General features: G+C 73.8%; 26 protein-coding genes. 15 read left to right on the top strand and 11 right to left on the bottom strand.

Features of this window, described 5'->3' with window-relative positions; translation table 11 throughout:
* Nucleotides 1-34: 34 nt before the first annotated feature.
* The gene (locus tag I4I82_RS34360) at nucleotides 35-430 is read left to right on the top strand and encodes a PfkB family carbohydrate kinase (protein ID WP_308112861.1); all 396 of its coding nucleotides are present in this window, start codon (nucleotides 35-37) and stop codon (nucleotides 428-430) included.
* Here I4I82_RS34360 and I4I82_RS03955 read toward each other — a convergent pair.
* The 3 genes from I4I82_RS03955 to I4I82_RS03945 form a co-directional block, all read right to left on the bottom strand.
* Entirely contained in the window at nucleotides 390-1,547 is a 1,158-nt protein-coding gene (locus I4I82_RS03955; protein ID WP_218594390.1) for an acyl-CoA dehydrogenase family protein, read from the bottom strand. The two genes, I4I82_RS34360 and I4I82_RS03955, sit on opposite strands and share 41 nt — an antisense overlap.
* 79 nt (nucleotides 1,548-1,626) lie before the next feature.
* Nucleotides 1,627-2,793, bottom strand: coding sequence for a CaiB/BaiF CoA transferase family protein (locus I4I82_RS03950; RefSeq protein ID WP_218595228.1), 1,167 nt, complete (start codon nucleotides 2,791-2,793; stop codon nucleotides 1,627-1,629).
* A 9-nt stretch (nucleotides 2,794-2,802) separates the two neighbouring features.
* Complete coding sequence (locus tag I4I82_RS03945; RefSeq protein WP_218595227.1) at nucleotides 2,803-3,342, bottom strand: hypothetical protein; 540 nt, start codon at nucleotides 3,340-3,342, stop codon at nucleotides 2,803-2,805.
* Nucleotides 3,343-3,451: 109 nt separating this feature from the next.
* Here I4I82_RS03945 and I4I82_RS03940 point away from each other — a divergent pair, with 109 nt between their 5' ends.
* The 5 genes from I4I82_RS03940 to I4I82_RS03920 all read left to right on the top strand — a co-directional run bounded on the left by I4I82_RS03940 (nucleotide 3,452) and on the right by I4I82_RS03920 (nucleotide 7,619).
* On the top strand, nucleotides 3,452-4,060 hold the full coding sequence (locus tag I4I82_RS03940; RefSeq protein WP_218595226.1) for a DUF1707 SHOCT-like domain-containing protein: 609 nt from the start codon (nucleotides 3,452-3,454) through the stop codon (nucleotides 4,058-4,060).
* Between the two features lie 62 nt (nucleotides 4,061-4,122).
* Entirely contained in the window at nucleotides 4,123-5,016 is an 894-nt protein-coding gene (locus I4I82_RS03935; RefSeq protein WP_218595225.1) for an IS982 family transposase, read from the top strand.
* 33 nt (nucleotides 5,017-5,049) lie between these two features.
* Nucleotides 5,050-5,835, top strand: coding sequence for an enoyl-CoA hydratase/isomerase family protein (locus I4I82_RS03930; protein ID WP_218593990.1), 786 nt, complete (start codon nucleotides 5,050-5,052; stop codon nucleotides 5,833-5,835).
* A 24-nt stretch (nucleotides 5,836-5,859) separates the two neighbouring features.
* Nucleotides 5,860-6,951, top strand: a complete 1,092-nt coding sequence (locus I4I82_RS03925) for a hypothetical protein (RefSeq protein ID WP_218593983.1) — start codon at nucleotides 5,860-5,862, stop codon at nucleotides 6,949-6,951.
* A 47-nt stretch (nucleotides 6,952-6,998) separates the two neighbouring features.
* Nucleotides 6,999-7,619: a hypothetical protein gene (locus I4I82_RS03920; RefSeq protein ID WP_218593984.1), complete on the top strand. Its 621-nt coding sequence runs from the start codon at nucleotides 6,999-7,001 to the stop codon at nucleotides 7,617-7,619.
* Nucleotides 7,620-7,648: 29 nt separating this feature from the next.
* Here I4I82_RS03920 and I4I82_RS03915 read toward each other — a convergent pair whose 3' ends face one another.
* Nucleotides 7,649-8,878, bottom strand: a complete 1,230-nt coding sequence (locus I4I82_RS03915) for an IS256 family transposase (RefSeq protein WP_218595224.1) — start codon at nucleotides 8,876-8,878, stop codon at nucleotides 7,649-7,651.
* Between the two features lie 125 nt (nucleotides 8,879-9,003).
* On the opposite strand from I4I82_RS03915, the gene I4I82_RS03910 reads away from it, so the two are divergent.
* The 3 genes from I4I82_RS03910 to I4I82_RS03900 are packed head-to-tail and all read left to right on the top strand — an operon-like array spanning nucleotide 9,004 to nucleotide 10,341.
* Nucleotides 9,004-9,576 carry a hypothetical protein gene (locus I4I82_RS03910; RefSeq protein WP_218593986.1) on the top strand — a complete coding sequence of 191 codons (573 nt, stop codon included), beginning with the start codon at nucleotides 9,004-9,006 and terminating at the stop codon, nucleotides 9,574-9,576.
* Nucleotides 9,577-9,616: 40 nt separating this feature from the next.
* Nucleotides 9,617-9,907, top strand: a complete 291-nt coding sequence (locus tag I4I82_RS03905) for a FitA-like ribbon-helix-helix domain-containing protein (protein WP_218593987.1) — start codon at nucleotides 9,617-9,619, stop codon at nucleotides 9,905-9,907.
* Nucleotides 9,904-10,341, top strand: coding sequence for a type II toxin-antitoxin system VapC family toxin (locus I4I82_RS03900; RefSeq protein ID WP_218593988.1), 438 nt, complete (start codon nucleotides 9,904-9,906; stop codon nucleotides 10,339-10,341). Before I4I82_RS03905 ends, I4I82_RS03900 begins: the two co-directional genes overlap by 4 nt.
* Nucleotides 10,342-10,390: 49 nt before the next feature.
* On the opposite strand, the gene I4I82_RS03895 is transcribed toward I4I82_RS03900, so the two are convergent.
* Entirely contained in the window at nucleotides 10,391-10,798 is a 408-nt protein-coding gene (locus I4I82_RS03895; protein WP_218595223.1) for a PASTA domain-containing protein, read from the bottom strand.
* A 141-nt stretch (nucleotides 10,799-10,939) separates the two neighbouring features.
* Here I4I82_RS03895 and I4I82_RS03890 point away from each other — a divergent pair, with 141 nt between their 5' ends.
* The 3 genes from I4I82_RS03890 to I4I82_RS34725 all read left to right on the top strand — a co-directional run bounded on the left by I4I82_RS03890 (nucleotide 10,940) and on the right by I4I82_RS34725 (nucleotide 14,137).
* Nucleotides 10,940-12,184, top strand: coding sequence for a sensor histidine kinase (locus I4I82_RS03890; protein WP_225920500.1), 1,245 nt, complete (start codon nucleotides 10,940-10,942; stop codon nucleotides 12,182-12,184).
* Nucleotides 12,181-12,822: a response regulator transcription factor gene (locus tag I4I82_RS03885; protein WP_218593309.1), complete on the top strand. Its 642-nt coding sequence runs from the start codon at nucleotides 12,181-12,183 to the stop codon at nucleotides 12,820-12,822. The genes I4I82_RS03890 and I4I82_RS03885 overlap by 4 nt, the downstream gene beginning before the upstream one ends.
* 112 nt (nucleotides 12,823-12,934) lie before the next feature.
* Nucleotides 12,935-14,137 carry a C40 family peptidase gene (locus I4I82_RS34725; protein ID WP_308112762.1) on the top strand — a complete coding sequence of 401 codons (1,203 nt, stop codon included), beginning with the start codon at nucleotides 12,935-12,937 and terminating at the stop codon, nucleotides 14,135-14,137.
* A 5-nt stretch (nucleotides 14,138-14,142) separates the two neighbouring features.
* Here the strand turns inward: I4I82_RS34725 and I4I82_RS03875 are convergent, their stop codons facing one another.
* Complete coding sequence (locus I4I82_RS03875; RefSeq protein ID WP_218593307.1) at nucleotides 14,143-15,930, bottom strand: NHL domain-containing thioredoxin family protein; 1,788 nt, start codon at nucleotides 15,928-15,930, stop codon at nucleotides 14,143-14,145.
* A gap of 57 nt (nucleotides 15,931-15,987) precedes the next feature.
* On the opposite strand from I4I82_RS03875, the gene I4I82_RS03870 reads away from it, so the two are divergent.
* A complete protein-coding gene (locus I4I82_RS03870; RefSeq protein WP_218593306.1) occupies nucleotides 15,988-16,797 on the top strand; it encodes an Fpg/Nei family DNA glycosylase in 810 nt (269 codons plus the stop codon).
* Nucleotides 16,798-16,801: 4 nt separating this feature from the next.
* Here I4I82_RS03870 and I4I82_RS03865 read toward each other — a convergent pair whose 3' ends face one another.
* Complete coding sequence (locus I4I82_RS03865; protein ID WP_218593305.1) at nucleotides 16,802-17,407, bottom strand: pyridoxamine 5'-phosphate oxidase family protein; 606 nt, start codon at nucleotides 17,405-17,407, stop codon at nucleotides 16,802-16,804.
* A gap of 46 nt (nucleotides 17,408-17,453) precedes the next feature.
* On the opposite strand from I4I82_RS03865, the gene I4I82_RS03860 reads away from it, so the two are divergent.
* Nucleotides 17,454-17,978, top strand: coding sequence for a TetR/AcrR family transcriptional regulator (locus tag I4I82_RS03860; protein WP_218593304.1), 525 nt, complete (start codon nucleotides 17,454-17,456; stop codon nucleotides 17,976-17,978).
* A 4-nt stretch (nucleotides 17,979-17,982) separates the two neighbouring features.
* Here the strand turns inward: I4I82_RS03860 and I4I82_RS03855 are convergent, their stop codons facing one another.
* The 3 genes from I4I82_RS03855 to I4I82_RS03845 are packed head-to-tail and all read right to left on the bottom strand — an operon-like array spanning nucleotide 17,983 to nucleotide 21,217.
* Nucleotides 17,983-18,708 carry a phosphatase PAP2 family protein gene (locus tag I4I82_RS03855; protein ID WP_218593303.1) on the bottom strand — a complete coding sequence of 242 codons (726 nt, stop codon included), beginning with the start codon at nucleotides 18,706-18,708 and terminating at the stop codon, nucleotides 17,983-17,985.
* 13 nt (nucleotides 18,709-18,721) lie between these two features.
* Nucleotides 18,722-20,374 (bottom strand): glucose-6-phosphate isomerase, encoded by a 1,653-nt coding sequence (gene pgi, locus I4I82_RS03850; protein ID WP_218595221.1) that lies wholly within the window; start codon nucleotides 20,372-20,374, stop codon nucleotides 18,722-18,724.
* A gap of 51 nt (nucleotides 20,375-20,425) precedes the next feature.
* Nucleotides 20,426-21,217, bottom strand: coding sequence for an ROK family protein (locus tag I4I82_RS03845; RefSeq protein ID WP_218594350.1), 792 nt, complete (start codon nucleotides 21,215-21,217; stop codon nucleotides 20,426-20,428).
* Between the two features lie 73 nt (nucleotides 21,218-21,290).
* Between I4I82_RS03845 and I4I82_RS03840 the strand changes: the two genes are divergently transcribed.
* The gene (locus I4I82_RS03840; protein ID WP_218594349.1) at nucleotides 21,291-21,680 is read left to right on the top strand and encodes a hypothetical protein; all 390 of its coding nucleotides are present in this window, start codon (nucleotides 21,291-21,293) and stop codon (nucleotides 21,678-21,680) included.
* Here the strand turns inward: I4I82_RS03840 and I4I82_RS03835 are convergent.
* A complete protein-coding gene (locus I4I82_RS03835) occupies nucleotides 21,677-22,888 on the bottom strand; it encodes a threonine synthase (RefSeq protein WP_226369863.1) in 1,212 nt (403 codons plus the stop codon). The two genes, I4I82_RS03840 and I4I82_RS03835, sit on opposite strands and share 4 nt — an antisense overlap.
* Nucleotides 22,889-23,133: the final 245 nt, after the last annotated feature.

Here is a 23,133-nt window from a genome sequence, read left to right as displayed (position 1 = left end):
GGGCGCTGGACACGGTGCTGGCGCGGGCCGACTGGTGCAGCGCAACGCGGGGGAGGTGGCCGGGATCCTCGGCGCGACCGGGCCGCCCGCGCGGGACGCCGCCGCGCTCGCCGCCCGGACGGGCCGCGGCGTCGTGCTGCGCGCCGGCGCGGCGGGCTGCGTCGCCGTCGCCCCGGGTGCGGAGCCGGTGACCGTCCCCGGCTTCCCGGTCGAGCCGGTCGACACCACCGGCGCGGGCGACACCCACACCGGCGTGTTCCTCACCGGGTTCCTGCACGTCGCCGACCCGCTGACGGCGGCACGCACGGCCAACGCGGCCGCGGCCCTGTCGGTGACGCGCCGCGGACCGGCGACGTCCCCGACCGCGGCCGAGGTGCAGTCGTTCCTGGCTAGGCCCGCGCGGCCTTCCCCAGCGACTGGCGCGCGATGATCACCTGCTGGATCTGGCTGGTGCCCTCGTAGATCCGGAACAGCCGGGCGTCGCGGTAGAAGCGCTCGACCGCGACCCCGCGGATGTAGCCGGCGCCGCCGTGCACCTGCACGGCCCGGTCGGCGACGCGCCCGACCATCTCCGAGCAGAAGTACTTGGCGGCCGAGGGGCCCTGGACGGTGTCGGTGCCGGCGTCGTAGGCGCGGGCGACGTCGAGGATCAGCGCGCGGCCCGCGTAGTGGTCGGTGACCGAGTCGGCGATCAGGCCCTGGATCAGCTGGAACGAGGCGATCGGCTTGCCGCCCTGCTCGCGGGTCTTCGCGAACTCCACCGACTCGTGCACCAGCCGCCCGGCCATGCCGACGCAGAGCGCCGCGATGTGCGCGCGGCCGTGCGCGAGGCACTTCGCCGCGATCTGGAAGCCGACGTCGAGCCCGTCCTCACCGCCGACGAGCGCCTCGGCGGGAACGCGGACGTCATCGAGGTGGACGTCGGAGGTCCACGTGCCCATCTGGCCCATCTTGTGGTCGCGCGCGCCGAAGGTCATACCGGGCGTGCCGGCGGGCACGAGGAACGTCGAGATGCCGCGGTTGCCGACGGCGTCGGGGTTGGTCCGCGCGAACACCATGACGACGTCGGCGACGAGCGCGTTGGTGATGTAGCGCTTGGAGCCGTTGATGACCCAGTCGGAGCCGTCGCGGCGGGCGGTGGTGGCGAGCGTCGACGGGTCGGAGCCCGCGTCGGCCTCGGTGAGCCCGAACGACGCCGTGACCTCGCCCGACGCCAGTCGCGGCAGCCACGACGCCTTCTGCTCCTCGGTGCCGCCCTTGATCAGCACCTGCCCGGCGATGCCGTTGTTGGTGCCGAACAGCGAACGCAGCGCGGGCGTCGTCCAGCCCAGCTCGAAGGCGAGCTGCGCCTCCTCGTGCATGGTGAGGCCGAGGCCGCCGTAGGACTCGGGGATGGCGAAGCCGTAGAGGCCCATGTCCTTGCAGGCCGCGATGACCGACGCGGGGATCTCGTCGTTCGCGTCGATCTGCTCCTCGATCGGCACGACCTCCGCGCGGACGAAGGTGCGCACGGCGGAGAGCACGTCGGTCAGGTCGGCAGCGTCCACGTCCAGCTCCTCGATCGGGGTTCGGTCCGCACGCTACCCGGCGGTAGGGGGCGCAGCGAGAGCGCGACCCGGGGGCCTGTCAGACGACGCCGTCGGCCCGCAGCGCGTCGATCTCCGCGTCGGCGACACCGAGCTCGCGCAGCATCGCGTCGGTGTGCGCGCCCAGCGCGGGGACCGGGTCGAGGCGCTCGCCGAGCGGGGGCAGCAGCGCCGGGACCGGGCCACCCGGCGTCTCCACCTCGCCCCAGCGCCCGCGAGCGTGCAGGTGCGGGTGCTCCAGGACGTCGGTGGTGGTGTTGTAGCGGGAGTTGCCGATGGCCGCGGCGTCGGCGGCCGACTGGATCGCGGCGAGGTCGGTGCGGGCGCACCACTCGCCGACGAGGGCGTCGAGCGCGTCCCGGTGCTCCACGCGGCCGGCGGCGGTGGCGTAGCGGGGGTCGTCGGCGAGGTCGGGGCGGGCGAGCAGGTCGCGGGCCAGGCGCCGCCACTCGGCGTCGTTGGTCGTGCCGAGGACGACCGTGTGGCCGTCGGCGGTGGCGTAGGCGCCGTACGGGACGACCGCGGGGGAGCCCATCCCGCGCGGCTGCTGCTCGACGCCGCTGTGGCGCGTGAACGTCAGCGCGTACCCCATGAGCTCGGTCATCACGTCGAACATGGCGACGTGCGTGGAGCCGCCGGTGCCGCCCGCCTGCCGCCGGAACAGGCCCGCGAGGACGGCGATGGCGGCGTAGAGGCCGCTGGAGGTGTCGGCGAACGGCGGGCCGGCCTTCGCGGGCGCGCCCTCCGTGCCGGTGATCGAGCAGGCGCCCGACTCGGCCTGTACCAGCAGGTCGTAGGCGCGCTTGTCCGACAGCGGCCCACCCCGCCCGTACCCGGAGATCTCGACGGCGACCAGGTGCGGGTGGCGCTGCGCGAGCTGGTCGGGGCCGACGCCGAGGCGGTCGGCGGCGCCGGGGGCGAGGTTGGAGACGAGCGCGTCGGCGCGGTCGAGCAGGCGGTGCAGCAGGTCGAGCCCGCGCGGGTCCTTGAGGTCGAGCGTGACCGACTCCTTCCCCCGGTTGACCCAGACGAAGTGCGCCGCCGAACCGCGGACGACGTCGTCGTAGTGGCGGGCGAAGTCGCCGCCGCGGGGGTTCTCGACCTTGATCACGCGGGCCCCGAGGTCGCCGAGCGTGCGGCTGGCCAGCGGGGCCGACACCGCCTGCTCCAGCGCGACGACGGTGAACCCGGCCAGGGGTGCGCTCACGGGCGGAGGCTACGCCGCCGCCTTCTCCCCCGTGGGGGTGATCGCGAACCAGGAGCCGTCGGCGCCGTTCTGCCCGGCGTCGGCGAGGCCGCCGGTGTCGTCGCGGTGGCGGTAGAGCGGCCAGCCGGCGAGCGTGAGCTGGTCGTCGCCGTCGGCCCGGTCCAGGCGTCCGACCAGCGCCTCGCCGACGCCGAGCAGCTCCGGCTCGGCCCCGTCGGCGACGGTCAGCGGCAGCCAGGTCTGCGTGCACGCGCCGGTGCAGGCCGACGTCGACGGGGCGGCGGAGTCGGCGTCGGAGCGGTAGAGGAGGTGGCCCTCGGAGTCGGTCGCGACGACGCCGAGCGGGCCGCTCTGCACCGCGTACAGGCCGGCGTCCGCGGTGGAGTGGCCGGCGTGGCCCCCGCTGTGCGCCCCGCCCTGCGCGGCGGCGGGGGCGGGGGAGGCGGTGGGCGCGGGCTCGGTGGGGGCGGACTCGGTGGGGGCGGCGCAGGCCGCCAGCGCGAGGAGCGCGGCCGCGGCGAGGAGGCGGGCGGGGTGTGTGGGGAGCACGACCTGCATCCTCCCCGCGGGCCACCGCCGCCGGAGCCGGGGTGCAGGTACTGGGCCGATCGGCGCAACCCTGCTGCCGCAGCCCGTCGACCGGTCCTACCCTGCGGACGTGGCCTCAACTCAGCCGGACGATCACCTGCGGGCGTCGGACCAGGACCGGCACCGCGTCGCCGAACAGCTCCACGCCGCCGCGGCCGAGGGGCGCATCAGCCTCGACGAGCTGGGCGAGCGCCTCGAGACCCTCTACGCCGCCCGCACCTACGGCGAGCTCGTGCCGCTGACGCGCGACCTGCCCCTCGAGGTCACCGGACGGCGCGTCGCGCCGGCGGCGGTGCCCGAGGGCGTCACCGGGCCGTCCGTGTCGGTGGCGGTCCTGAGCGGCTGCCACCGCTCGGGGGAGTGGGTCGTGCCGGTGCGCCACCAGGCCGTCGCGCTGATGGGCGGGGTCGAGCTCGACCTCACGCACGCGCGGTTCGCCGGCCCGGATGTCACCATCACCGCGGTCGCGATCATGGGTGGCATCGAGATCACGGTGCCCGAGCACCTGCACGTCGAGGTGGACGGCTTCGGCTTCATGGGCGGTTTCGACGGCCGCGCCGCCGGCGCGCGCCCCGACGGCCCGCGCGTGCGGATCACCGGTCTGGCGCTGATGGGCGGCGTCGAGGTGAAGCGCGCCGCGCCCGAGCTGGACCGGACGCGCAAGGCGCTCAGACCCTAGACGAGTAAGTCCTAACGGCGTGGCACCCACGAAGGTGGACGGAGGGTGTTGAAGGTCAGTGTGTGACGACCAACCTCAACACCCTCCTGACCGCACTTTACGTCAAGATCGATGACTATCTCGGGCGCCGCACCCGCACCGGGAGACCACCGAAACTCTCCGACGCCGAACTGCTCACCCTCGCCGTCGCCCAGGTCCTGCTCGGCGTGCGGTCCGAGGCCCGGTGGCTGCGGTTCGTGCCCACACACCTGCCCGGCGCGTTCCCCTACCTGCCCGGCCAGTCGGGCTACAACAAGCGTCTACGCGCGGCGTTGCCCCTGATCAAACAGCTGATCCGGGTACTGGCCACCGACACCGATCTATGGGCCGACCCGGTCTGGGTCGTGGACTCCACCCCGGTCGAGTGCGCCCGTTCCCGCCCCACGGTCAAGCGCTCCAACCTCGCCGGCTGGGCCGGCTACAGCTACTGCGCCTCGCACTCACGGTTCTTCTGGGGACTGCGCCTGCACCTGATCGCCACCCCGTCCGGGCTGCCTATCACCTGGGCCCTGGCCGACCCCAAGATCGACGAACGCCAGGTGCTCATTGCCGCACTGGACCACGACCACACTCTGACCGCCGACCGGCCCGGACTCACCATCATCGCCGACAAGGGCTACGTGTCCCGCGAACTCGACACCTACCTCGCCGAACGCGGTATTGCACTACTGCGACCGTCCTACCGCAACCGCACCCCGCATCCAGCCGAGCATCTGCTCAAACCCGTCCGCCAACTCGTCGAATCGATCTTCGACACCCTCAAAGGACAGCTCGACCTGGAACTACATGGCGGACGCACCATCGACGGGGTCGGCGCCCGGATCGGACAACGCCTCCTCGCCCTGACCGCCGCGATCTGGCACAACCGGGCCACCGGCCAACCGATCACCCGCTCCCTGACCGCCTACGACCACTGATCGCATTCGGACTTACTCGTCTAGGGTCCGGGGGTGGACTACGACCGTTTCCCCGCCCTGCGCGTCGAGCGGCCCGAGGAGGCGATCCTGGAGATCGTCCTCGACGGCCCCAACCTGAACGCCGTCGGCGCCGACGCCCACGGCCAGCTCGCCGACATCTGGACCGCGATCGACCGCGACGACTCCGTCCGCGCCGTCCTGGTCCGCGGTGCCGGCAAGGGGTTCTCGGCGGGCGGGTCGTTCGACCTCATCGAGTCGATCGTCGCCGACACCGCCGTGCGCACCCGGGTCATGCGCGAGGCCCGCGACCTCGTCTACAACGTCGTCAACTGCTCCAAGCCCGTCGTCTCGGCGATCCACGGCCCCGCCGTCGGGGCCGGGCTGGCGGTGGCCATGCTCGCCGACATCTCCGTCGCCGGGCGGAACGCGAAGATCGTCGACGGCCACACGCGCCTCGGCGTCGCGGCCGGCGACCACGCTGTGATCAACTGGCCGTTGCTGTGCGGCATGGCCAAGGCCAAGTACTACCTCCTGACCTGCGACGTCCTCACCGGCGAGGAGGCCGAGCGGATCGGCCTGGTGTCGCTCTGCGTCGACGACGACCAGGTGCACGCCCGCGCGCTGGAGGTGGCGCGGAAGCTGGCGGCGGCCTCACCGAGCGCGGTGCAGTTCACGAAGCAGGCGCTGAACAACTGGTACCGCGCGGCGGGCCCGTCGTTCGACGCGTCGCTGGCGCTGGAGTTCTACGGGTTCGGTCTGGACGACGTGCGGGAGGGTGTGGCGGCCCACCGGGAGAAGCGGGCGCCGGACTTCGGCTGAGCAGCCTGGCGCGATACTGCTGCCGTGACCGACCCCCAGACGATGGACGGTGTCGCCCGCGAGCTCCGGCTCGACACTGGCGAGATGCTCGTGCTGACGCTCCTGCAGCAGGTAATGCTCGGCCGCGACGTCATCGCCGAGCGCACGCCGCAGGTGCAGCAGCGCAAGACGGTGGTGCGCGACCGGTTCGCCGATGCGGCCGTGCAGGGACACTGGTCGCGCTCGGCCGACCTCCCGGATTGGGCACGCGCAGCCGGTGCCGCGATCGCCGCGCAGGCTCCGTCGCGCCAGCGCGCCCCGATCGAGGACGCCGTGCCCGACCTCGCTGCCAGGATCACCCGCAGATCCCGCGCCCTCTTGATCCTGATCGAGCTCTACTCCTTCGAGCCGTGGCCGGACGGGGTCGCCTGGAACGTCCGCAGTCGCCGCCGCGCGCTCGTCGACATCGCCGCTCACCTTCCGGGGCTCCAGCCCGGGGACCTGGACGCCGTCACCGCCAAGTTCACCGCTGTCCTGCGGGCGGTGCGGCGCAAGCAGATCCGGTGGGGACGGGTGGCCGCAGCCTCGGTCGTGGGCGTCGGCCTGGGTGTGGGTACGGCGGGAGCGGCCACACCGCTGATCGGCGCGGCGCTGGGCGGAGCGATCGGGTTGAGCGGTGCCGCTGCTACGTCCGCCGGTCTCGCCGCGCTCGGTGGCGGCTCGATCGCGGCCGGCGGATTCGGCGTCGCCGGTGGCGCGGCACTGCTGACCGGCCTCGGCGCGATCACCGGCGCCGGAGCAGGTGCTGCGGGATCGCGGTTAACGGGATGGAGCGCCGGGAAGGTCGTCGTCGACGCGGTGAAGCTCGATGTCGTGACCCGGCTAGTGGTCCTCGACGCGGAGGGCGATGACGAGAAGGCCCGCCGCGTCGTCGAGGGACTGCAGGTGCGCCTCGACGAGGTGAGCACCCGGATCAGCGCCTTGGCCGACCAGATCCGCCGGTTGAGAGCGGACAACGCCGCGCTGACAGCCGAGAACCAGGAGCTGCGGAAACGGCTCGAGGCCGAGCACGACGACGCCCGGATCGCCGGGGCAGCGCTCCAGGTCGTCATCGAGCGCTTGCCCGCGGCGGTCTGAGGTGGACGAGTCGATTCGGGCGCAACCTCGACACGCAGCACCGGCGGTTGGCCGAGCTCGAGGCCGAGACGGAGCGGTTGCTCGCGGGTGACGACGGGATCGGCCTGGAACCCGCCCCTGCTGAGCCGCTGCGCTACGAGGCACTCACCGTCGTGAACGACGCGTTGCGCGCCGATCGTGGGTGGACGGAGATCGACCTCGATGCTGCGTTGTCGCCAGAGCTGCGTGCAGAGTTCGGCTTGTGGCAGTCGCGGCAGCGGTTGCAGTGGGGTGTGGACGACGTCGCCGCCGTCGCTCTTGCCGGGCTGGTGGGAATGGGCGCTACCTGGTTCGATTCGACGATCGATCGAGCGGTTCGGAGCAGGTTGAAGGGGCTGAAGGAATCTGAACCGTTCGCTACATGGGAGAAGGAGAGCAAGCGGCTCGCTATCGATCACTTCGCTCCAGGCAGTACTGCGCACACCCACCGTCTCGGCAGCGGACACGATCTGCTCCGATTTTGGACAGGGCTGCAGCAGGTCCGTACAGGCGAGTTCCTCGGGTTGTCCTGGATCGACGGCGAGCGACGTTTTATACGTGCTGATCGCTACAACCCACTGACCGCTCCCTACCGTCAAGTGGCGTCCATCGGTGAGGCGTTGACGGTCACGTCCCGCCGGGTGGTGTAACTCGGTCCGCGGGGTCGCTGCGGTTCAGATCATGCCGTCATCAGTTCCGGGGTGGCCAGCCCCTCTTGGGTTGTGGGGGCGGTGAGTAGGGCCATGGTGGCCTCGGAGAGGTAGCGGCGGTCGGTGGCCTGCCATTCGTCGTGGGCCTCGACCAGGACCGCGCCGGCCAGCCGGAGCAGGGCTTCGGGATTGGGGAACACCCCGACCACGTCCGTGCGGCGTTTGACCTCCTTGTTCAGGCGCTCCAGCGGGTTGGTCGACCAGATCTTCTTCCAGTGCGCGGCCGGGAACGAGGTGAACGCGAGGAGGTCCTCGGTGGCGTCACGCAGCATCGTCTCGACCTTGACCGATTGCCGGCCGAGCATCCCGGCGATCACCCCGAGCTGCTCGCGGACATGCCCGGCGTCGGGTTGGGCGAAGATCGTGCGAATCGCCGCCGCGACCATCTCCGAGCTGCCTTTGGGGACCTGAGCGAGGACGTTGCGCAGGAAATGCACCCGACACCTTTGCCAGGCCGCGCCGAGCAGGACCGCGGAGATGGCCTGCTTGAGCCCGGTGTGGGCATCGGAGATGACCAGCTGCACCCCGCCCAGGCCGCGGGCCTTGAGCGAGCGCAGGAACGCGGTCCAGAACGCGCCGTCCTCGCTGTCGCCGACGGCGAACCCGAGGACCTCACGCCAGCCATCGGCCCGGACGCCGGTGGCGATGACGACCGCCTGGGACACCACCCGGTGGTTGACCCGGGCCTTGCAGTAGGTGGCGTCGAGGAAGACGTAGGGGAACTGCTGCTCGGCCAGGCTGCGGTCGCGGAACGTGCCGACCTCGACGTCGAGATCGGCGCAGATCCTGCTCACCTCGGACTTGGAGATTCCGGTGTCGGCGCCGAGGGCTTTGACCAGGTCGTCGACCTTGCGAGTGGACACGCCGTGCAGATAGGCCTCCATCACGACCGCGAACAGGGCCTGATCGACCCGGCGGCGGCGCTCGAGCAGCGACGGGAAGAACGAGCCGGTGCGCAGCTTCGGGATCTTCAGCTCCAGATCCCCAGCAGTCGTCGACAACGTCCTGGTGCGGTGCCCGTTGCGCTGGTTGCTGCGTTCCGCGGAACGCTCGTGGCGGCCGGCGCCGATCGCGTCGGTGAGCTCGGCCTCGATCAACGCCTGATACACCGTCTCCGCAGCCTGGCGGACACGATCACCGACATCGGCGGCCTTGAGTGCATCGAGGACTTCGAGCAGGGCAGACTGGTCCAGGGCCATCGCGTGGCACCTCTCTACGAGATCCTTGGTCGGTTCACGCAGAGACTCACGCGGTGGCCCCTCCACCGTGCTCAGGCACGCCGAACGGGCCGGGACTTACACCACCAGCGGGGACGTGACCGGCGTTGACCCTTCTCGCCAAGCACCTGGCCACTGACGTCATCACGCCGATGAGCCTGCCGCTCCCAGGGTGGTCGTTCCTCACTCTGCCGTCGGAACAGCTCGCGACATTCGCTCAAGACACCTTTCGCCATGGGATGAACCTTCGGTCGGGACTCCTCACTACGTTGCCGGGACTTAGTACCGAGTTGATCGGGCGTGTTCACGTGCACGGGCGTGCGCTGCTCAGTCGAGGGAGCGCAGTGCTCGAACCAGGTGAGGAGGCACTGCGCACCGAACTGCTCCTCGCCGCTCATTCCATCGTCGGGGCAGCGTCGCTGGGTAAAGCGTTGACTAGAGCGATCTTGTTGCCGCCATCGGTCGCGACTCCCGTCGCCACGGCGATGGCGTTCCGCCATGTCAATTGGCCGGTGTTGATGCGGGCAGCGATGCTGTCGATCCAGGTAGCGCAGGACAGTCGGGCGCGTCGCGCCACAGCGGCGCCAGGATGGGACGAGTTGCTGCTGGACGTCGCAGGCCCGTGGCAGCTCGACATCGCCCGGGAGGTCGACGCAGAAGTGGCTTCCTCTCTGGCCTGACAACTGCTATCACATGCCTCCTTACTGATAGCATCGACCCGTGCGCCAGCTCATCACCCGCCTCGACGACGACCTGCACGCCCGGCTCAAGGCCCGGGCGCAGGCCGAGGGTCGGTCGGTGAACGCGCTGGTGGTCGAGGCGCTGGAACGCGTCACCGGTGCACCGGTCGACGCCCGTACGGTCCTGCGGCAACGGGCGCGGGAGGCCGGTCTGGTCGTGACCCCGCCCGCCCCCGCGCGCGCCGAGCCGCGGGACCGGGTCATCGCGTCGACCCGCGGCGCCGGCACCTCGGTCGGTGAGGCGCTGGCCGCGGAGCGCGACGCGTCGTGATCGTGCTGTACGCCGACACGAGCGCCGTCGTCGGCGCCTACCTGGCGGACGAGCCCGGCCACGACGAGCTCGCCGCGACGGTGTTCGACGGTGCCGACCCGGTCGTGACGAGCGAGCTGACCCGCGTCGAGTTCGCCAGTGCCGTCACGGCGGCCGTGCGCGCGCGCCGGCTGGAGGAGGGTACGGCGCTGCTCGACCGGTTCGACGCAGACTGTGGCGACGGCGGCCCCCTGCTGATGCTCGGGTTCGACGCGGCACAGGTGCTGCCGCTCGCCCGGCGGCTCGTCGTCGAGCACCGCCTGCGCACTCTCGACGCCCTGCACCTCGCGGCCGCACTCACCGCGGTGCCCGCGCTGGCCGACGAGGTGGTCCTGCTCAGCCGCGACGTGCGACAGGTGCGGGCGGCGGCGGAGCTGGGCCTCGCGGTGCGCTGACCCGTGAGTGGAAACCGGTGCTCAGCACCGGTTTCCACTCACGGTTGGTTCAGCAGCTCTCCTCCAGCTTCACCGCTGCGAAGTCGATGGCCGTGCCACTCGTGATGGTCTCGCCCGGGGAGACGTTCTGGGCGCAGACCGTCCAGTTGCGGTCGAGCACCTGCTGACGTCCTGCGCCGGTCGCATCGGTGGAGGTCGTGATGGGGATGGCGAAGTCGGTCAGGGACTGGATCGCGTTCTGGGCGTCCTGCAGGTTCGCGCCGACGAGGTCGGGCATCACCCAGCTCGTCGCGGCGGGCTCCGCGGCGACGGGGGCGGCGGAGGTCGGTGCGGGCGCCGGGGCGACCGTGGCCGGGGCAGCGGGGGCCGGAGCGGGAGCCGGGGCGGGGGACGGTGCTGCGCAGGCGGCGGCCACGAGCAGGACGCCGAGGAGGACGGGGAGCGATCGGAGGGTCACCCACCGGTACCGCTGTGGCGGCCGGTGCCGTTACACCGCACCACGACCACGATCATGGCCGCGGGGGTGGGGTTCGCCCTACCCTCCGCCGGGAGGGGCGCAGGCTGGGGCGGGCGGCGCGGGGGAGCGAGGGTGGTGGGCATGGGTCGCATCGCACGCAGCTACGCCTACCTCCTCGCGGGGTTCCCGCTGGGCACCGCGGCGTTCGTCGTGGTCGTCACGGGCACGGCGGTGGGGGCGGGCACGCTCGTCGTATGGGTCGGGCTGCCCGTGCTGGTGGCCGTGCTGGCCGCGGCGCGCGGGTTCGCCGGCGCCGAGCGCGCGCTCGTCCGCACCGCCGGGATCGCCCTGCCCGCCCACCACCACCGGGAGCCGCGCGGGCGGGGGCTCGGGCGGTTGTGGTCTCGGCTGGCCGATGCCCAGTCCTGGCGCGAGCTGCTGCACGCCCTCGTAGCCTTCCCCGTGCACGTCGTGACGTTCTCGGTGGCGCTCGCGTGGGGCGTCGGCGCGGTGGGCGGCGTGACGTCGGCGGCGTGGCTCTGGTCGATCCCGCGCGACGACGGCGTCTCCGGGCTGTTCGGGCTGGTCACCGGCATCTCCTCCCTCGTCGCGGAGATCGCCTCCACGACGCTGGCCGGCGTGCTCCTGCTGCTCACGCTGCCGCTGGTCCTGCGCGGGCTGGTCGCCGCGCAGGCCGGGCTCGCCCGCGCCCTGCTGACGAACGAGGCGGCGGCGCTGCGGGAGCGGGCGGCGGCGCTGGAGTCGAGCCGGCGCTCGGCGGTGCAGGCGGAGGCGCAGACGCTGCGGCGCGTCGAGCGCGACCTGCACGACGGCCCGCAGCAGCGGCTCGTCCGCCTGACCATGGACCTGGAGGCGGTCGCCCGCCGCCTCGACGACGACCCCGAGCGCGCCCGGCCGCTCGTCGCCGGGGCGCTGGTGCAGAGCCGGGAGGCGCTTGCGGAGCTCCGGGCGCTCTCGCGCGGCATCGCGCCGCCGATCCTCGCCGACCGCGGGCTGGGCCCGGCGCTGGCCGCGGCGGCCGCCCGCTGCCCGACGCCCGTGGTGCTCGACGTCGACCTCCCCGACGGCCTCCGGATGCCCGAGGCCGTCGAGAGCACGGCGTACTTCGTCGTCACCGAGGCGCTCACGAACGTGGCGAAGCACGCGGGGGCGTCGCAGTGCGTGGTCGCGGTGGGTGTCGACGGCGACCGGGTGCTGGTGCAGGTCCGCGACGACGGGCGCGGCGGCGCACACCCCGGCAAGGGCCACGGTCTGGCCGGGCTGGCCGACCGGCTCGCCGCCGTCGAGGGGGCGCTGGACCTCGTGAGCCCGGTCGGCGGGCCCACGGTGCTGACGGCGGAGATCCCGATGGTGGGGGTCGGATGAGGGTCGTGCTGGCCGAGGACTCGCTGCTCCTGCGGGAGGGCCTGGTCCGGCTGCTCGACGAGGCGGGCGCGACGGTCGTGGCCGCGGTCGGCGACGGGGACGCCCTGGTCGCGGCCGTGGTCGAGCACCGGCCCGATGTCGCCGTCGTCGACGTCCGGATGCCGCCGACGTTCACCGACGAGGGCCTGCGCGCGGCCCTGACCGTGCGGGAGCGCGTGCCCGGGACGGCGATCCTGGTGCTGTCGCAGTACGTCGAGGAGTCCTACGCCGCCGACCTCCTCGGCGGCGGCGGGGGAGTGGGCTACCTGCTCAAGGACCGCGTCGCCCGGCTCGACGACCTGGCCGACGCCCTGCGCCGCGTCGTCGACGGCGGCACCGTCCTCGATCCCGAGGTGGTGTCCGCGCTGTTCGCCCGGCGCCGGCGCCGCGACCCGCTGGAGTCGCTGTCGCCGCGCGAGCGCGAGGTGCTCGGGCTGATGGCCGAGGGGCGCACCAACGCTGCGATCGGGCGGGCGCTCGTCGTCGGGCAGGGGGCCGTGGAGAAGCACATCTCGTCGATCTTCGGGAAGCTCGGGCTCCCGCCCTCGGGCGACGACCACCGACGGGTCATGGCCGTTCTCACCTGGTTGGGGGTCTGAGTCGTCACCGTCCGTGTGATGTGGCGGAAGGGGGTGACGGGGGAGGCTTCGGGGCATGCCGCCGCGGTCCGCACGACCCCGCCGAGGACGCCACCGCCGTCCCGCCCCGCCCGTGCCGTTCGTGCGCGCGGCGTTCGGCGCCCTGGTGCTGGCCGTGATCGTCGGCGGGGTGCCGGCGGCCGGGCCCGCGGGGATCGTGCCGGGCTCGGTGCCGCTGGTCGCCGACCCCGCGCCCGAGGCCGCGGCGTTCTCGGCCGACCGCGCCGCCGAGGTGGCGGCGTCGGCGGTCGGGGCGGCGCTCGCCCAGCTCGGCACGCCCTACGAGTGGGGCGGCGACGGGCCGGCCGCGGGCGACACCGGCTTCGACTGCTCCGGCCTCACCCACCACGCCTACGCCGTCGCGGGCGTCGCGATCCCGCGCACCGCGCACACGCAGTACTACGCCGGGCCCGGCGTGCCGGACGGGATGCCGCTGCAGTCCGGTGACCTCGTCTTCTACGGCGTCCCCGAGCGCGTCTACCACGTCGGGCTCTACCTGGGCGACGGGACGATGGTCAACGCGCCCCGCAGGGGCGAGCCGGTGCAGGTGGCGCGGTACCGCTACCACGGCGACGAGTACCTGGGCGCCACACGCCCGGCCGCGCTCGGCGACCCCGCGCTCCTGCCGCCGCGGCCCGCGCCCGCCCCCGCGCCCGTCCCGGTGCCGGAGTCGTTCGACGCCCCGCCCGCCGCCCTTCCCGACGGCCTGCGCGACCAGGTGGAGGGCGCGCAGCCGACGGAGAGCAGCGCTGCCGCGGGCCGGGCGCCCGCACCCGCGCCGGCGGCGGCGGTGGCGGCGCTGCTCCCGGTCGACGTCCCGGCGGCCCCGGTCGAGCTGCCGGCCGAGGCCCCGGTGGACGTCGCCGCCGCAGCCGCCGTGCTGCGCGCCGCCCCGCCGGTCGCCGCGTTCGGGGCGCTGCGGGCGCCGGCGGACCAGGAGGAGCAGGACCAGGAGGAGCAGGACCCCGACACCACCGTCGCCACCCGCGACCACCTCGTCGCCCTGGGCCCGGTCAACGCCGACCCCGACGGCCTGCCGCCGTCGGTCGGGCGGGTCGGGACGCTGCTGCGGGTGCCCGTCGAGGTCGTCGACGGGCTGCAGGTGGGCGACACCGTGGAGGTCACCGCCACCGACGACGACACCAGCGACGTCACCGACGACCTGCAGGTCCTCGAGCGCCGCATCCTCGACGCCGAGGAGGCCGGCGACACCGACGGCCCCGCCCTGCTCGCCCCGACCACCGACGGCCGGTGGACCGTGCTCCTCCTCGGCTGACGCCGTTACGGGGCCGACGTGCTCCGCAGCGGCAGCGTGAGCACCCGCGGCGCGTCCGGCACCAGCCGCAGGGGGATGCCCCAGTCCTGCTGGTAGCGGTGGCAGGCCGCGAACACGCCGTCGCCGTCGTCGCAGGCCGCCGCGGCCGCGCCGACCTGCAGCACGCCCTCCCCGTCGGCGGCGAGGACGAGCTCGCGGGTGAGCCCGGGGGACGTGCCGCCGCCCGAGAGCAGCAGCTCCGGAGGGGACGCCGCGACCTTCAGCGAGGTCGGGTCGCCGAACCGCGCGTCGAGGTGCTGCCCGTTCGGCGGCACGAAGTCGACGTGCAGCGTCAGCGCCCCGGGGGCGAGGTCGGTGCGGGCGCGCCGCACGCGGTGCGCGGCCCCGTCGACGCGGCTGCTCGCCGGGACCGGCACCCGCACGAGCCGGTGCGCGGCCGACTCCACGACCACGAGGGTGTCGCCGTCGACCAGCACGTCCGAGGGCTCCCGCAGGTCGCGCGCGAGGGTGGAGACCGCGCGGGTCGCGGGGTCGTAGCGGCGCAGCGCACCGTTGTAGGTGTCGGCGACGACGACCGACCCGTCGGGCAGCACCGCCACCCCGAGCGGGTGCTGCAGCAGCGCCTGCCCGGCGTCGCCGTCGCGGTGGCCGAAGTCGAAGAGCCCGAGGCCGACGGCCGTGCTCACCGCCGCGCCGACGAGGGGCCGCGCGGTGACCGACCGCAGCGCGGAGGTCTCGGAGTCGGCGACCCACAGCACGCCATCGGTGTCGACGGCCAGGCCCGAGGGCTGGGCGAAGAACGCGTCGGACGGCGGGCCGTCGCGCAGTCCCTCGTTGGTCGTGCCGGCCAGCACCCGCGCGTCGCCGGTGGCCGGGTCGAGCTCCCACAGCTGGTGCGTGCCGGCCATCGCGACGACGACGCGCCCGTCCCACCACGCGAGGTCCCACGGCGTCGACAGCTCCGCCGCGCCCTCGCCGACCTCCACCCGCCTGCGCAGCTGCCCGCCCGTGCCGGCCACCGTCGACACCGCGCCGTCGGCGAGGTGGACCCGGCGGACCGCGTGGTTCACCGCGTCGGCCACCAGCACGTCGCCGTCGGGGAGCCGGAGCAGGCCCTGGGGCTCGGAGAACCGCGGGCTCGTCCCGTCGACGAACCCGCGCTCGCCCGTGCCGATCCGCCGCCGCTCGGTGACGAGGTCGGGCTCCAGCTCCACGAGCTGGTGGTGCGCGGTGTCCGAGACGAGGAACGTGCCGTCGAGCGCGACCACCTTGCCGGGGAAGCGCAGCGCGGTCGCCGGCTCGGGCGGGGCGACGTAGGGGCCGTCGCCGCGGCGCAGGGCGTCGCCGTGGGCCGCGACCAGCTCCTCGACGAGCACCGCCAGCCCGTGCGCGTGCCCCTCGCCCGCCATCTGCGCGACGACGTACCCCGCCGGGTCGATGACGACGAGCGTCGGCCAGGCGCGGGCGGCGTAGGCGTCCCACAGGGCGAGGTCGGGGTCGTCGAGCACCGGGTGCGTGACGCCGTAGCGCTCCACGGCGGCCTCGACGGCGGCCGGGTCGGCCTCGTGCGCGAACTTCGGCGAGTGCACGCCGACGACCACGAGCACGTCGGCGAAGCGCTCCTCCAGCTCGCGGAGCTCGTCGAGGACGTGCAGGCAGTTGACGCAGCAGAACGTCCAGAAGTCGAGCAGGACGATCTTGCCGCGCAGATCGGCGAGCGAGAGGTCCACCCCGCCGGTGTTCAGCCAGCGCCGCCCGCGCAGCTGCGGCGCGCGTACCCGGGTGCGGTCCACACGGGCCCCAACCCGCCTCGCCGCGCGACTGTTCCCGCCGCGCGCCAGGATGGGAACGTGCCCGAACTGCCCGAGGTCGAGCTGGCCCGCACGGTCTTGAGCGACGCCCTGCACCGCGAGATCGCCTCGATCGACGACAACGACGACTGGGTGTGCCGCCCGCACCCGCCCGGCCAGATCGCGGCGGCGCTGGTCGGCGGTGAGCTCACGGCAACCCACCGGCGGGGCAAGACGATGTGGTGCGAGACGTCGGTGCGCGGTGACGTCGGCCCGGAGCTCGGCATCCACCTCGGGATGGGCGGGCGGATCGTCGTCGACGGGAGGGTCGGGCCGACCGGGCCCGAGCACCCCGAATCCCCAACTGCGAGCCCGGGCGCCCGCAAGCCCGAGTGGGACCGGTTCACGGTGCACTTCGCCGATGGCGGCTCGCTGCGCCTGTTCGACAAGCGCCGCCTGGGCCGCGTCCGCCTGGACCCGGACCACGAGGCGCTGGGCCCGGACGCCGAGGAGATCACCCGCGAGGACTTCCGCACCCGCATCGGGCGCGGGCACTCCGCTGTCAAGGCCCGGCTGCTCGACCAGACCGTGCTCGCCGGCGTCGGCAACCTGCTGGCCGACGAGACGCTCTGGCAGGCGTCGATCTCCCCGGCGAGGCCCGCCGACGAGCTGCGTCCGAAGGACCTCGATCGGCTCTACGACAGCCTCGAGTCGTCGCTGAAGGCGGCCATCGCGCACGGCGGCGTGCACACCGGCGAGGTCATCCCGTACCGCAACGCCGACGCCGCCTGCCCGCGCTGCGGCTCGCACATGCTGCACGGCACCGTCGGCGGCCGGTCGACGTGGTGGTGCGCGGAGGAGCAGCGCTAGCCCTTCAGCGCAGCCGCGCCACCTCGGCCTCCAGCTCCGCGATCCGCTCGCGCATCGGGGCCAGCGCGTCGACCAGCTCGGCCTCCGACCAGCGCGGGGTGATGTGCTGGGGGCAGTTGCGCTGCACGCCCTCCACGTGGATCAGCACGACCCGCTCCGGCGTGCCGTCGGCGGCGACGTCGGACAGGCGCGCCGTCAGCTCCGGGTCGGCGTCCAGGGCGACGACCTCGGCGCGGCCCAGCAGCTTGAGCCGCCGCTGCCCGGCGTAGTCCATCGCGAAGACGGCGACGCGGTCGTCGTGGCGCAGGTTGCCGGCCGAGACGAACTGGCGGTTGCCGCGGACGTCGACGAAGCCGAGCGTGTGCTCGTCGAGGACGTGCAGGAAGCCGGGCGGGCCGCCGCGGTGCTGGACGTAGGGCCAGCCGGTGTCGCCGACCGTCGCCAGGTAGACGCCGTCGCGTTCGGTGAGGAACGCCGCCTCCGCCGGGCCGAGGGCGTCGGGCCCGGAGTCGGCCGGCCCGAGCATCCGCGCCATGGCGGTCGCGCTGCCCTGCTCCGCCTGGACCTCGCGGACGGTACCGGTGAACGCCAGCTCTGCGAATCGACTCATGGACCAAACGGTACCGATCGGTGCCGTTTTGCGCTAGTGTCGGTCCATGCCGACCGCCGCCCGCGAGCGCCTGCTCGACGCCGCCGACCGCCTGTTCCACGCCGAGGGGGTCCGCGCGGTCGGGGTGGAGCGGCTGCTCGCGGAGTCCGGCGTCGGGCGGGCCTCGTTCTACCGGCACTTCCCCGGCAAGGACGACCTGGTCGTCGCGGTGCTGGAGCGACGACTGGCGCGCTGGCGGGAGGCGTTCGCGGCGTCGGTGGAGTCGCGCGGGGGCGGTGTCGCCGCGGTGTTCGAGGAGCTCGCCGACCAGGTCATCGCGCCCGGCTTCCGGGGCTGCCCCGCGATCAACGCGATCATCGAGGCGGCCGACCCCGGCAGCGCGACGCACGCGCTCGGCGCGGCGCACAAGGAGGCGCTGGTGGCGTTCCTGGTCCCGCTCACCGGCGACGAGGAGCGCGCGCGGCAGGTGCTGCTCCTCGTCGACGGCGCCCTGGTCACGGCCCTGCGCGAGCCCGGCGGCGCTCCCGTCCGGCGGGCGGGGGAGATCGCCGCCGGGCTGGGTCTGCGGTGACGGCCTACGCCGACGCGGCTCCGGCGGCGGGCGGTGCGGCGTCCACGGCGGTGCGCCGGCGCCACCACCGCCGGACCGCCACGCACGCGACCAGCCAGGCCGCGCCGAGCAACCAGCCGCTGACGACATCGCTGAACCAGTGCACGCCCAGGTAGACGCGGGTGGCGCCGACCGCCCCGATCCAGAGGACGGCCGCCGTCACCATCGCGGTCCGGGCGAGCGCGCTGCGCCCGGCCCACGCGAGCACGACGAGCGAGCCGATCACGACCGTCGACATCGTGGCGTGCCCCGAGGGCAGCGACTCGTTCGTCTCCCGGACCACCTGCGTGACGGCCGGCGGCCGCGGCCGGTCGACCAGCACCTTGACCCCGCGGAACAGCAGGACCGCCCCGGCCATCGCGGTGACGACGAACACCGCGTCCGACCGCCGTCCGCGCGTCCAGCACCAGATCCCGGTGAGCGTGGCGAGCACGGCCATCGCGAACGTGTTGCCGACCGTCGTCAGCGTGACCGCGGCGGTGTTCAGCCCGCCGGTGCGGGTCTCGACCGCCTCGCCGAGCAGCCGGGCGTCGAACCGCGCCGGGCCGAACCCGTCGAGCGCCGCACACATCGCCGCCCCGGCCGCGAGCAGCAGCAGCACCGTGGTGAGCGCGGTGCGGACGTGCCGCGGGCCGGGTTCGGGGAGGTGGCGATCGAGCCCGGCGGGCGCCGCCCCGTCGTGGTCGGCCATCGGTGCCTTCCGGTCAGCGACCGCGCCAGGCGCGGTAGCGGCCCACGAGGGCCGCGGTGGACGAGTCGAGCCCCGAGGTGTCGGGGGAGGCGTCGGTCAGCGTCGGCCCGAGCTGCTTGGCCAGGACCTTGCCGAGCTCGACGCCCCACTGGTCGAACGAGTCGATGCCCCAGATCGTCCCCTCGACGAACGTGACGTGCTCGTAGAACGCGATCAGCTGCCCCAGCACCGACGGGGTGAGCTTGCGCGCGAGGATCGTCGAGCTGGGCCGGTTGCCGGGCATGACCTTGTGCGGCACGACCTCGGCCGCGGTGCCCTCGGCCGCGATCTCCTCGGCGGTCTTGCCGAACGCCAGCGCGGAGGTCTGGGCGAAGAGGTTGGACATGAACAGGTCGTGCATGTCGGTCTCGTCGTCCACCGGCAGGACGTGGTTCGGCTCGGCGAACCCGATGAAGTCGCACGGCACGAGCCGCGTGCCCTGGTGGATCAGCTGGTAGAACGCGTGCTGGCCGTTGGTGCCCGGCTCGCCCCAGTAGATCTCGCCGGTGGCGGTGGTGACCGGGGTGCCGTCGCCGCGCACGGACTTGCCGTTGCTCTCCATCGTCAGCTGCTGCAGGTAGGCGGGCAGCCGGTGCAGGTACTGGCTGTAGGGGAGCACGGCGTGGGTCTCGGCGCCGAAGAAGTTGACGTACCAGACGCCGAGCAGCCCGGCGATCACCGGCAGGTTCTGCTCGAGCGGGGCGTCGCGGAAGTGGCGGTCCATCGCGTGCATGCCGGCGAGGAACTCGGCGAACTGGCGCCTGCCGATCGCGATCATCAGCGACAGGCCGATGGCGGAGTCGAGCGAGTAGCGCCCGCCCACCCAGTCCCAGAAGCCGAACATGTTGGCCTCGTCGATGCCGAACGCCGTGGCCTCCTGCACGTTCGTCGAGACGGCGACGAAGTGCTTGGCGACGGCGGCGTCACTGTGCTGATCCTCGACGCCCAGCCCGGTGAGCAGCCAGGCGCGGGCGACGCGCGCGTTCGTCAGCGTCTCCAGGGTGGTGAACGTCTTGGAGGAGACGACGAAGAGCGTGCTGGCCGGGTCGAGGTCGCGGGTGGCCTCGGCGACGTCGGTGGGGTCGATGTTGGACACGAACCGCATCTCGATCGACCGGTCGGCGTAGTCGCGCAGCGCCTCGTAGGCCATCACCGGGCCGAGGTCGGAACCGCCGATCCCGATGTTGACGACGGCCCGGATGCGCTCGCCGGTGTGCCCGGTCCACGCCCCGGAGCGGACGGCGTCGGTGAACTCGCCCATGCGGTCGAGGACGGCGTGCACGTCGTCGACCACGTCCTGCCCGTCGACGGCGAGCGCCGTGGCCCGCGGTGCGCGCAGGGCGGTGTGCAGCACCGCGCGGTCCTCGCTGGTGTTGATGTGCTCGCCCGCGAACATCGCGTCGGTGCGCTCGGGCAGCCCCGCGGCTCGCGCCAGCGCCGTCAGCAGCGGCAGCGTGTCGCGCGTGACGCGGTTCTTCGACCAGTCCAGGACGAGGTCGGCCCCGGTCGTGGTGAGAGCGGCGGCGCGCTCGGGGTCGGCGTCGAACAGCTCACGCAGGTGCAGCCCGGAGACGGCGGCGTGGTGCTCGGTGAGGGCGGCCCACTCGGGGGTAGCGGCGATGTCCACGCCGCCATCCTGCCGTCAGGCGGGCCGCCCCGCGGGATCAGGGCTGCGGGATCAGGCCTGGGCCGGCGCGGGTGCCGAGCCCGCGTCCGCGGTGCGCGGGAGGGCGGGCTGGTTCCACAGCGCGATGCCGCCCAGCAGCCCGGAGATGTTGGGCACCAGCGTGCGGTTCGGGCCGAGGGTGTCGGCGTCGAGCTTCTTGGCGTTGCCCCCGCCGATGTAGACGTGGTCGGGCAGCACCATCGCCTCGAAGGCCTCCAGCGCGTCGAGGACGCGGGCGCGCCAGGCGTGCTTGCCGATCTCCTCGCGCTGGTTGTCGCCGCACGCGACCTCGATGGAGAGCCCCTCGCCGAAGCGCCCGTGCGAGAGCTCCATGTGCGGCAGCAGGACGCCGTCGAAGAAGATGGCGCAGCCGACGCCGGTGCCGAGGGTGATGACCAGCTCCAGGCCCTGCCCGGACACGACGGCCGAGCCCTGGACGTCGGCGTCGTTGGCCACGCGCACCGGGCGGTCGAACCGCTCGCGCAGCGCCGCCTCCAGTTCGAAGCCGTGCCACAGGCCGACGAGCTCGGGGTCGGGGTCCTTGCCGGGGCCGCGCCGGGAGAAGGCGGGCACCTCGCGCACGCGGCCGCGGCGGATCGCGCCGGGGAAGCCGACGGAGACGCGGTCGTAGGCGGGCTGCGTGGCGGCCAGCGTCGTGAGCTCGTCGAGCAGCACGGTCGGCGTGCAGGGGTAGGGGGTCTCGCGGCGGATGCGCTCGGAGGTCATCTCGCCGGAGGGGTCGAGCACCGTGGCCTTCAGCCCGGAGCCGCCGACGTCGATCGCGAGGGTGAGTGGCCCGTCCATGGGTGCGAACGCTACAGGCACAGGTGTGGCCAGCACCCTGCCCACGGCGCCCCGCACGCGGTGGAATGGGGCCATGACCTCACTCGTCACGCCCGCCTGGTGGATGGCCGGCGGCCTGCGCAACGTCCCCGGAGTCCTCGCCGCCGGTGAGGGCCGGCTCGCCTTCGTCACCGACGACGGACCGGTGTTCGTCGCCCCGCTCCACGAGGTGGCCGACGTCCGCTGGCCGTGGTGGTGGTTCGGCGGCGGCTGCGTCCTCACCGTCGAGGGCACGACGTACAAGATCACGTTCGTCCGGCCCAACGGCGCGGAGCCGGTGCGGCCGTCGCTGCTGGAGGCGACGCACTCGCTCGCCGTCGTGCTCAGCCTCGGCGCCGTGCCCGCGCACTCGGTGACCGGGCTGTTCGACGTGCGGGACGGGCGGAAGGCCGGCAAGGCCTGGCGGGAAGCGCTCCCTTCCTAGACGCGCGCTCCCTTCGGCAGCGTGGGGACGTCGACGGGCACGGTGTCGGGGTAGATCAGCCCGCTGCCGGTGTTGAGCACGACGACGTCCTCGGTGCCGTCGAGCCAGCCCGACTCGCGCAGCTGCCCGACCGCGGCCACGCACGCCGCGCCCTCGGGGCAGATCCACGTGCCCTCGTCGCGGGCCAGCGCGCCCTGGGCGGCGAGCAGGTCCTCGTCGGTGACGGCGAGCGCCGTGCCGCCGGTGGAGCGCACGGCGTCGAGGACGAGGAAGTCGCCCAGCGCCTTCGGCACGGTGATCCCGAAGGCGACGGTGCGGGGGCCGGCGGGCGGCGTGCTCTCGTCGAGGCCGGCGTGGAACGCGTCGACGATCGGCGCGCAGCCCGCGGCCTGCACGGCGACGAGCCGCGGCAGGTCGCCGGTGATCCAGCCGAGCTCGCGCATCTCGAGCAGGGCCTTGTGGATCGCGATGATCCCGACACCGCCGCCGGTGGGGTAGAGGATGACGTCGGGGCAGCGCCAACCCAGCTGCTCGACGATCTCGTAGCCCATCGTCTTCTTGCCTTCCAGGCGGTAGGGCTCGCGCAGCGTCGAGGTGTCCTGGAAGCCGGGGCGGCGCGTGACGGCGTCGGCGACGATCTTCCCGGCGTCGCCGATGAGGCCGTCGACGAGGTAGAGCTCGGCGCCCGCGACCACGCACTCGCGCCGCGTGATCACCGGGGCGTCCACGGGCATGGCGATGAGCGCGTCCATCCCGGCGCGGGCGGCGTAGCAGGCCCAGGCCGCGCCGGCGTTGCCGTTGGTGGGCATCGCGATGCCGGTGACGCCGAGCTCGGCCGCGCGGGAGACGCCGACGGCCGCGCCCCGGGCCTTGAACGCGCCGGTCGGCACCAGCCCCTCGTCCTTCATGCGCAGCCCGGGGACGCCGAGGCGGGCGCCGTGGCGGGGGAGGTCGAGCAGCGGCGTCATGCCCTCACCGAGGGTGACGACGTGCCGCTCGTCGCGCACGGGGAGCAGCTCGTGGTAGCGCCACAGGTCGGGCCGGCGGCCGGCGATCACGGCCGGGGTGACGGCGTCGGCGGTGCGCTGCAGGTCGTAGCGGGCGAGCAGGGGAGCGCCCAGCGGGGACGTCCCCTGGACGGTGTCGGCGTCGTGGCGGGAGCCGTCGCGGGAGCAGTCGAGGTGCGTGAGCGTCGAGTACGGGGGCACGTCCCCAGCCTGCCCGACGGCCGTGGATATCACCCTCGGCGACCACATCGGTGCTGGTCCGGGCCGTCTGGTCACTCGTTCGAGTGTCGCGCGGACGGGTGTCCGTGCACCCTGTGTCGCCGATCACGCCGAGCGGCCCGCGAGGTGGGGCGACCGGTCGGTGGGGGTGCGGTCACCCGCTCGTGGCACTGGTCCGACTGCTCGTCGCGCCGGGGCGAATGGTCGTCGCGCGATGCCCTGACCGG

The sequence above is a fragment of the Pseudonocardia oceani genome, from assembly GCF_019263585.2.
In the GTDB taxonomy this organism is placed as follows: Bacteria; Actinomycetota; Actinomycetes; order Mycobacteriales; family Pseudonocardiaceae; genus Pseudonocardia; species Pseudonocardia oceani.
The sequence above is the reverse complement of the archived record's forward strand: the minus strand, read 5'-3'. Positions and strand labels throughout refer to the sequence as shown.

Bases quoted from the DNA above. Each gene is read 5' to 3' on its own strand.
- I4I82_RS03860 (WP_218593304.1), top strand. From the start codon at position 17,454: ATGCCGACCGCCGCCCGCGAGCGCCTGCTCGACGCCGCCGACCGCCTG.
- I4I82_RS03855 (WP_218593303.1), bottom strand. From the start codon at position 18,708: ATGGCCGACCACGACGGGGCGGCGCCCGCCGGGCTCGATCGCCACCTC.
- I4I82_RS03915 (WP_218595224.1), bottom strand. From the start codon at position 8,878: ATGGCCCTGGACCAGTCTGCCCTGCTCGAAGTCCTCGATGCACTCAAG.
- I4I82_RS03840 (WP_218594349.1), top strand. From the start codon at position 21,291: ATGACCTCACTCGTCACGCCCGCCTGGTGGATGGCCGGCGGCCTGCGC.
- I4I82_RS03865 (WP_218593305.1), bottom strand. From the start codon at position 17,407: ATGAGTCGATTCGCAGAGCTGGCGTTCACCGGTACCGTCCGCGAGGTC.
- I4I82_RS03890 (WP_225920500.1), top strand. From the start codon at position 10,940: ATGGGTCGCATCGCACGCAGCTACGCCTACCTCCTCGCGGGGTTCCCG.
- I4I82_RS03845 (WP_218594350.1), bottom strand. From the start codon at position 21,217: ATGGACGGGCCACTCACCCTCGCGATCGACGTCGGCGGCTCCGGGCTG.
- I4I82_RS03885 (WP_218593309.1), top strand. From the start codon at position 12,181: ATGAGGGTCGTGCTGGCCGAGGACTCGCTGCTCCTGCGGGAGGGCCTG.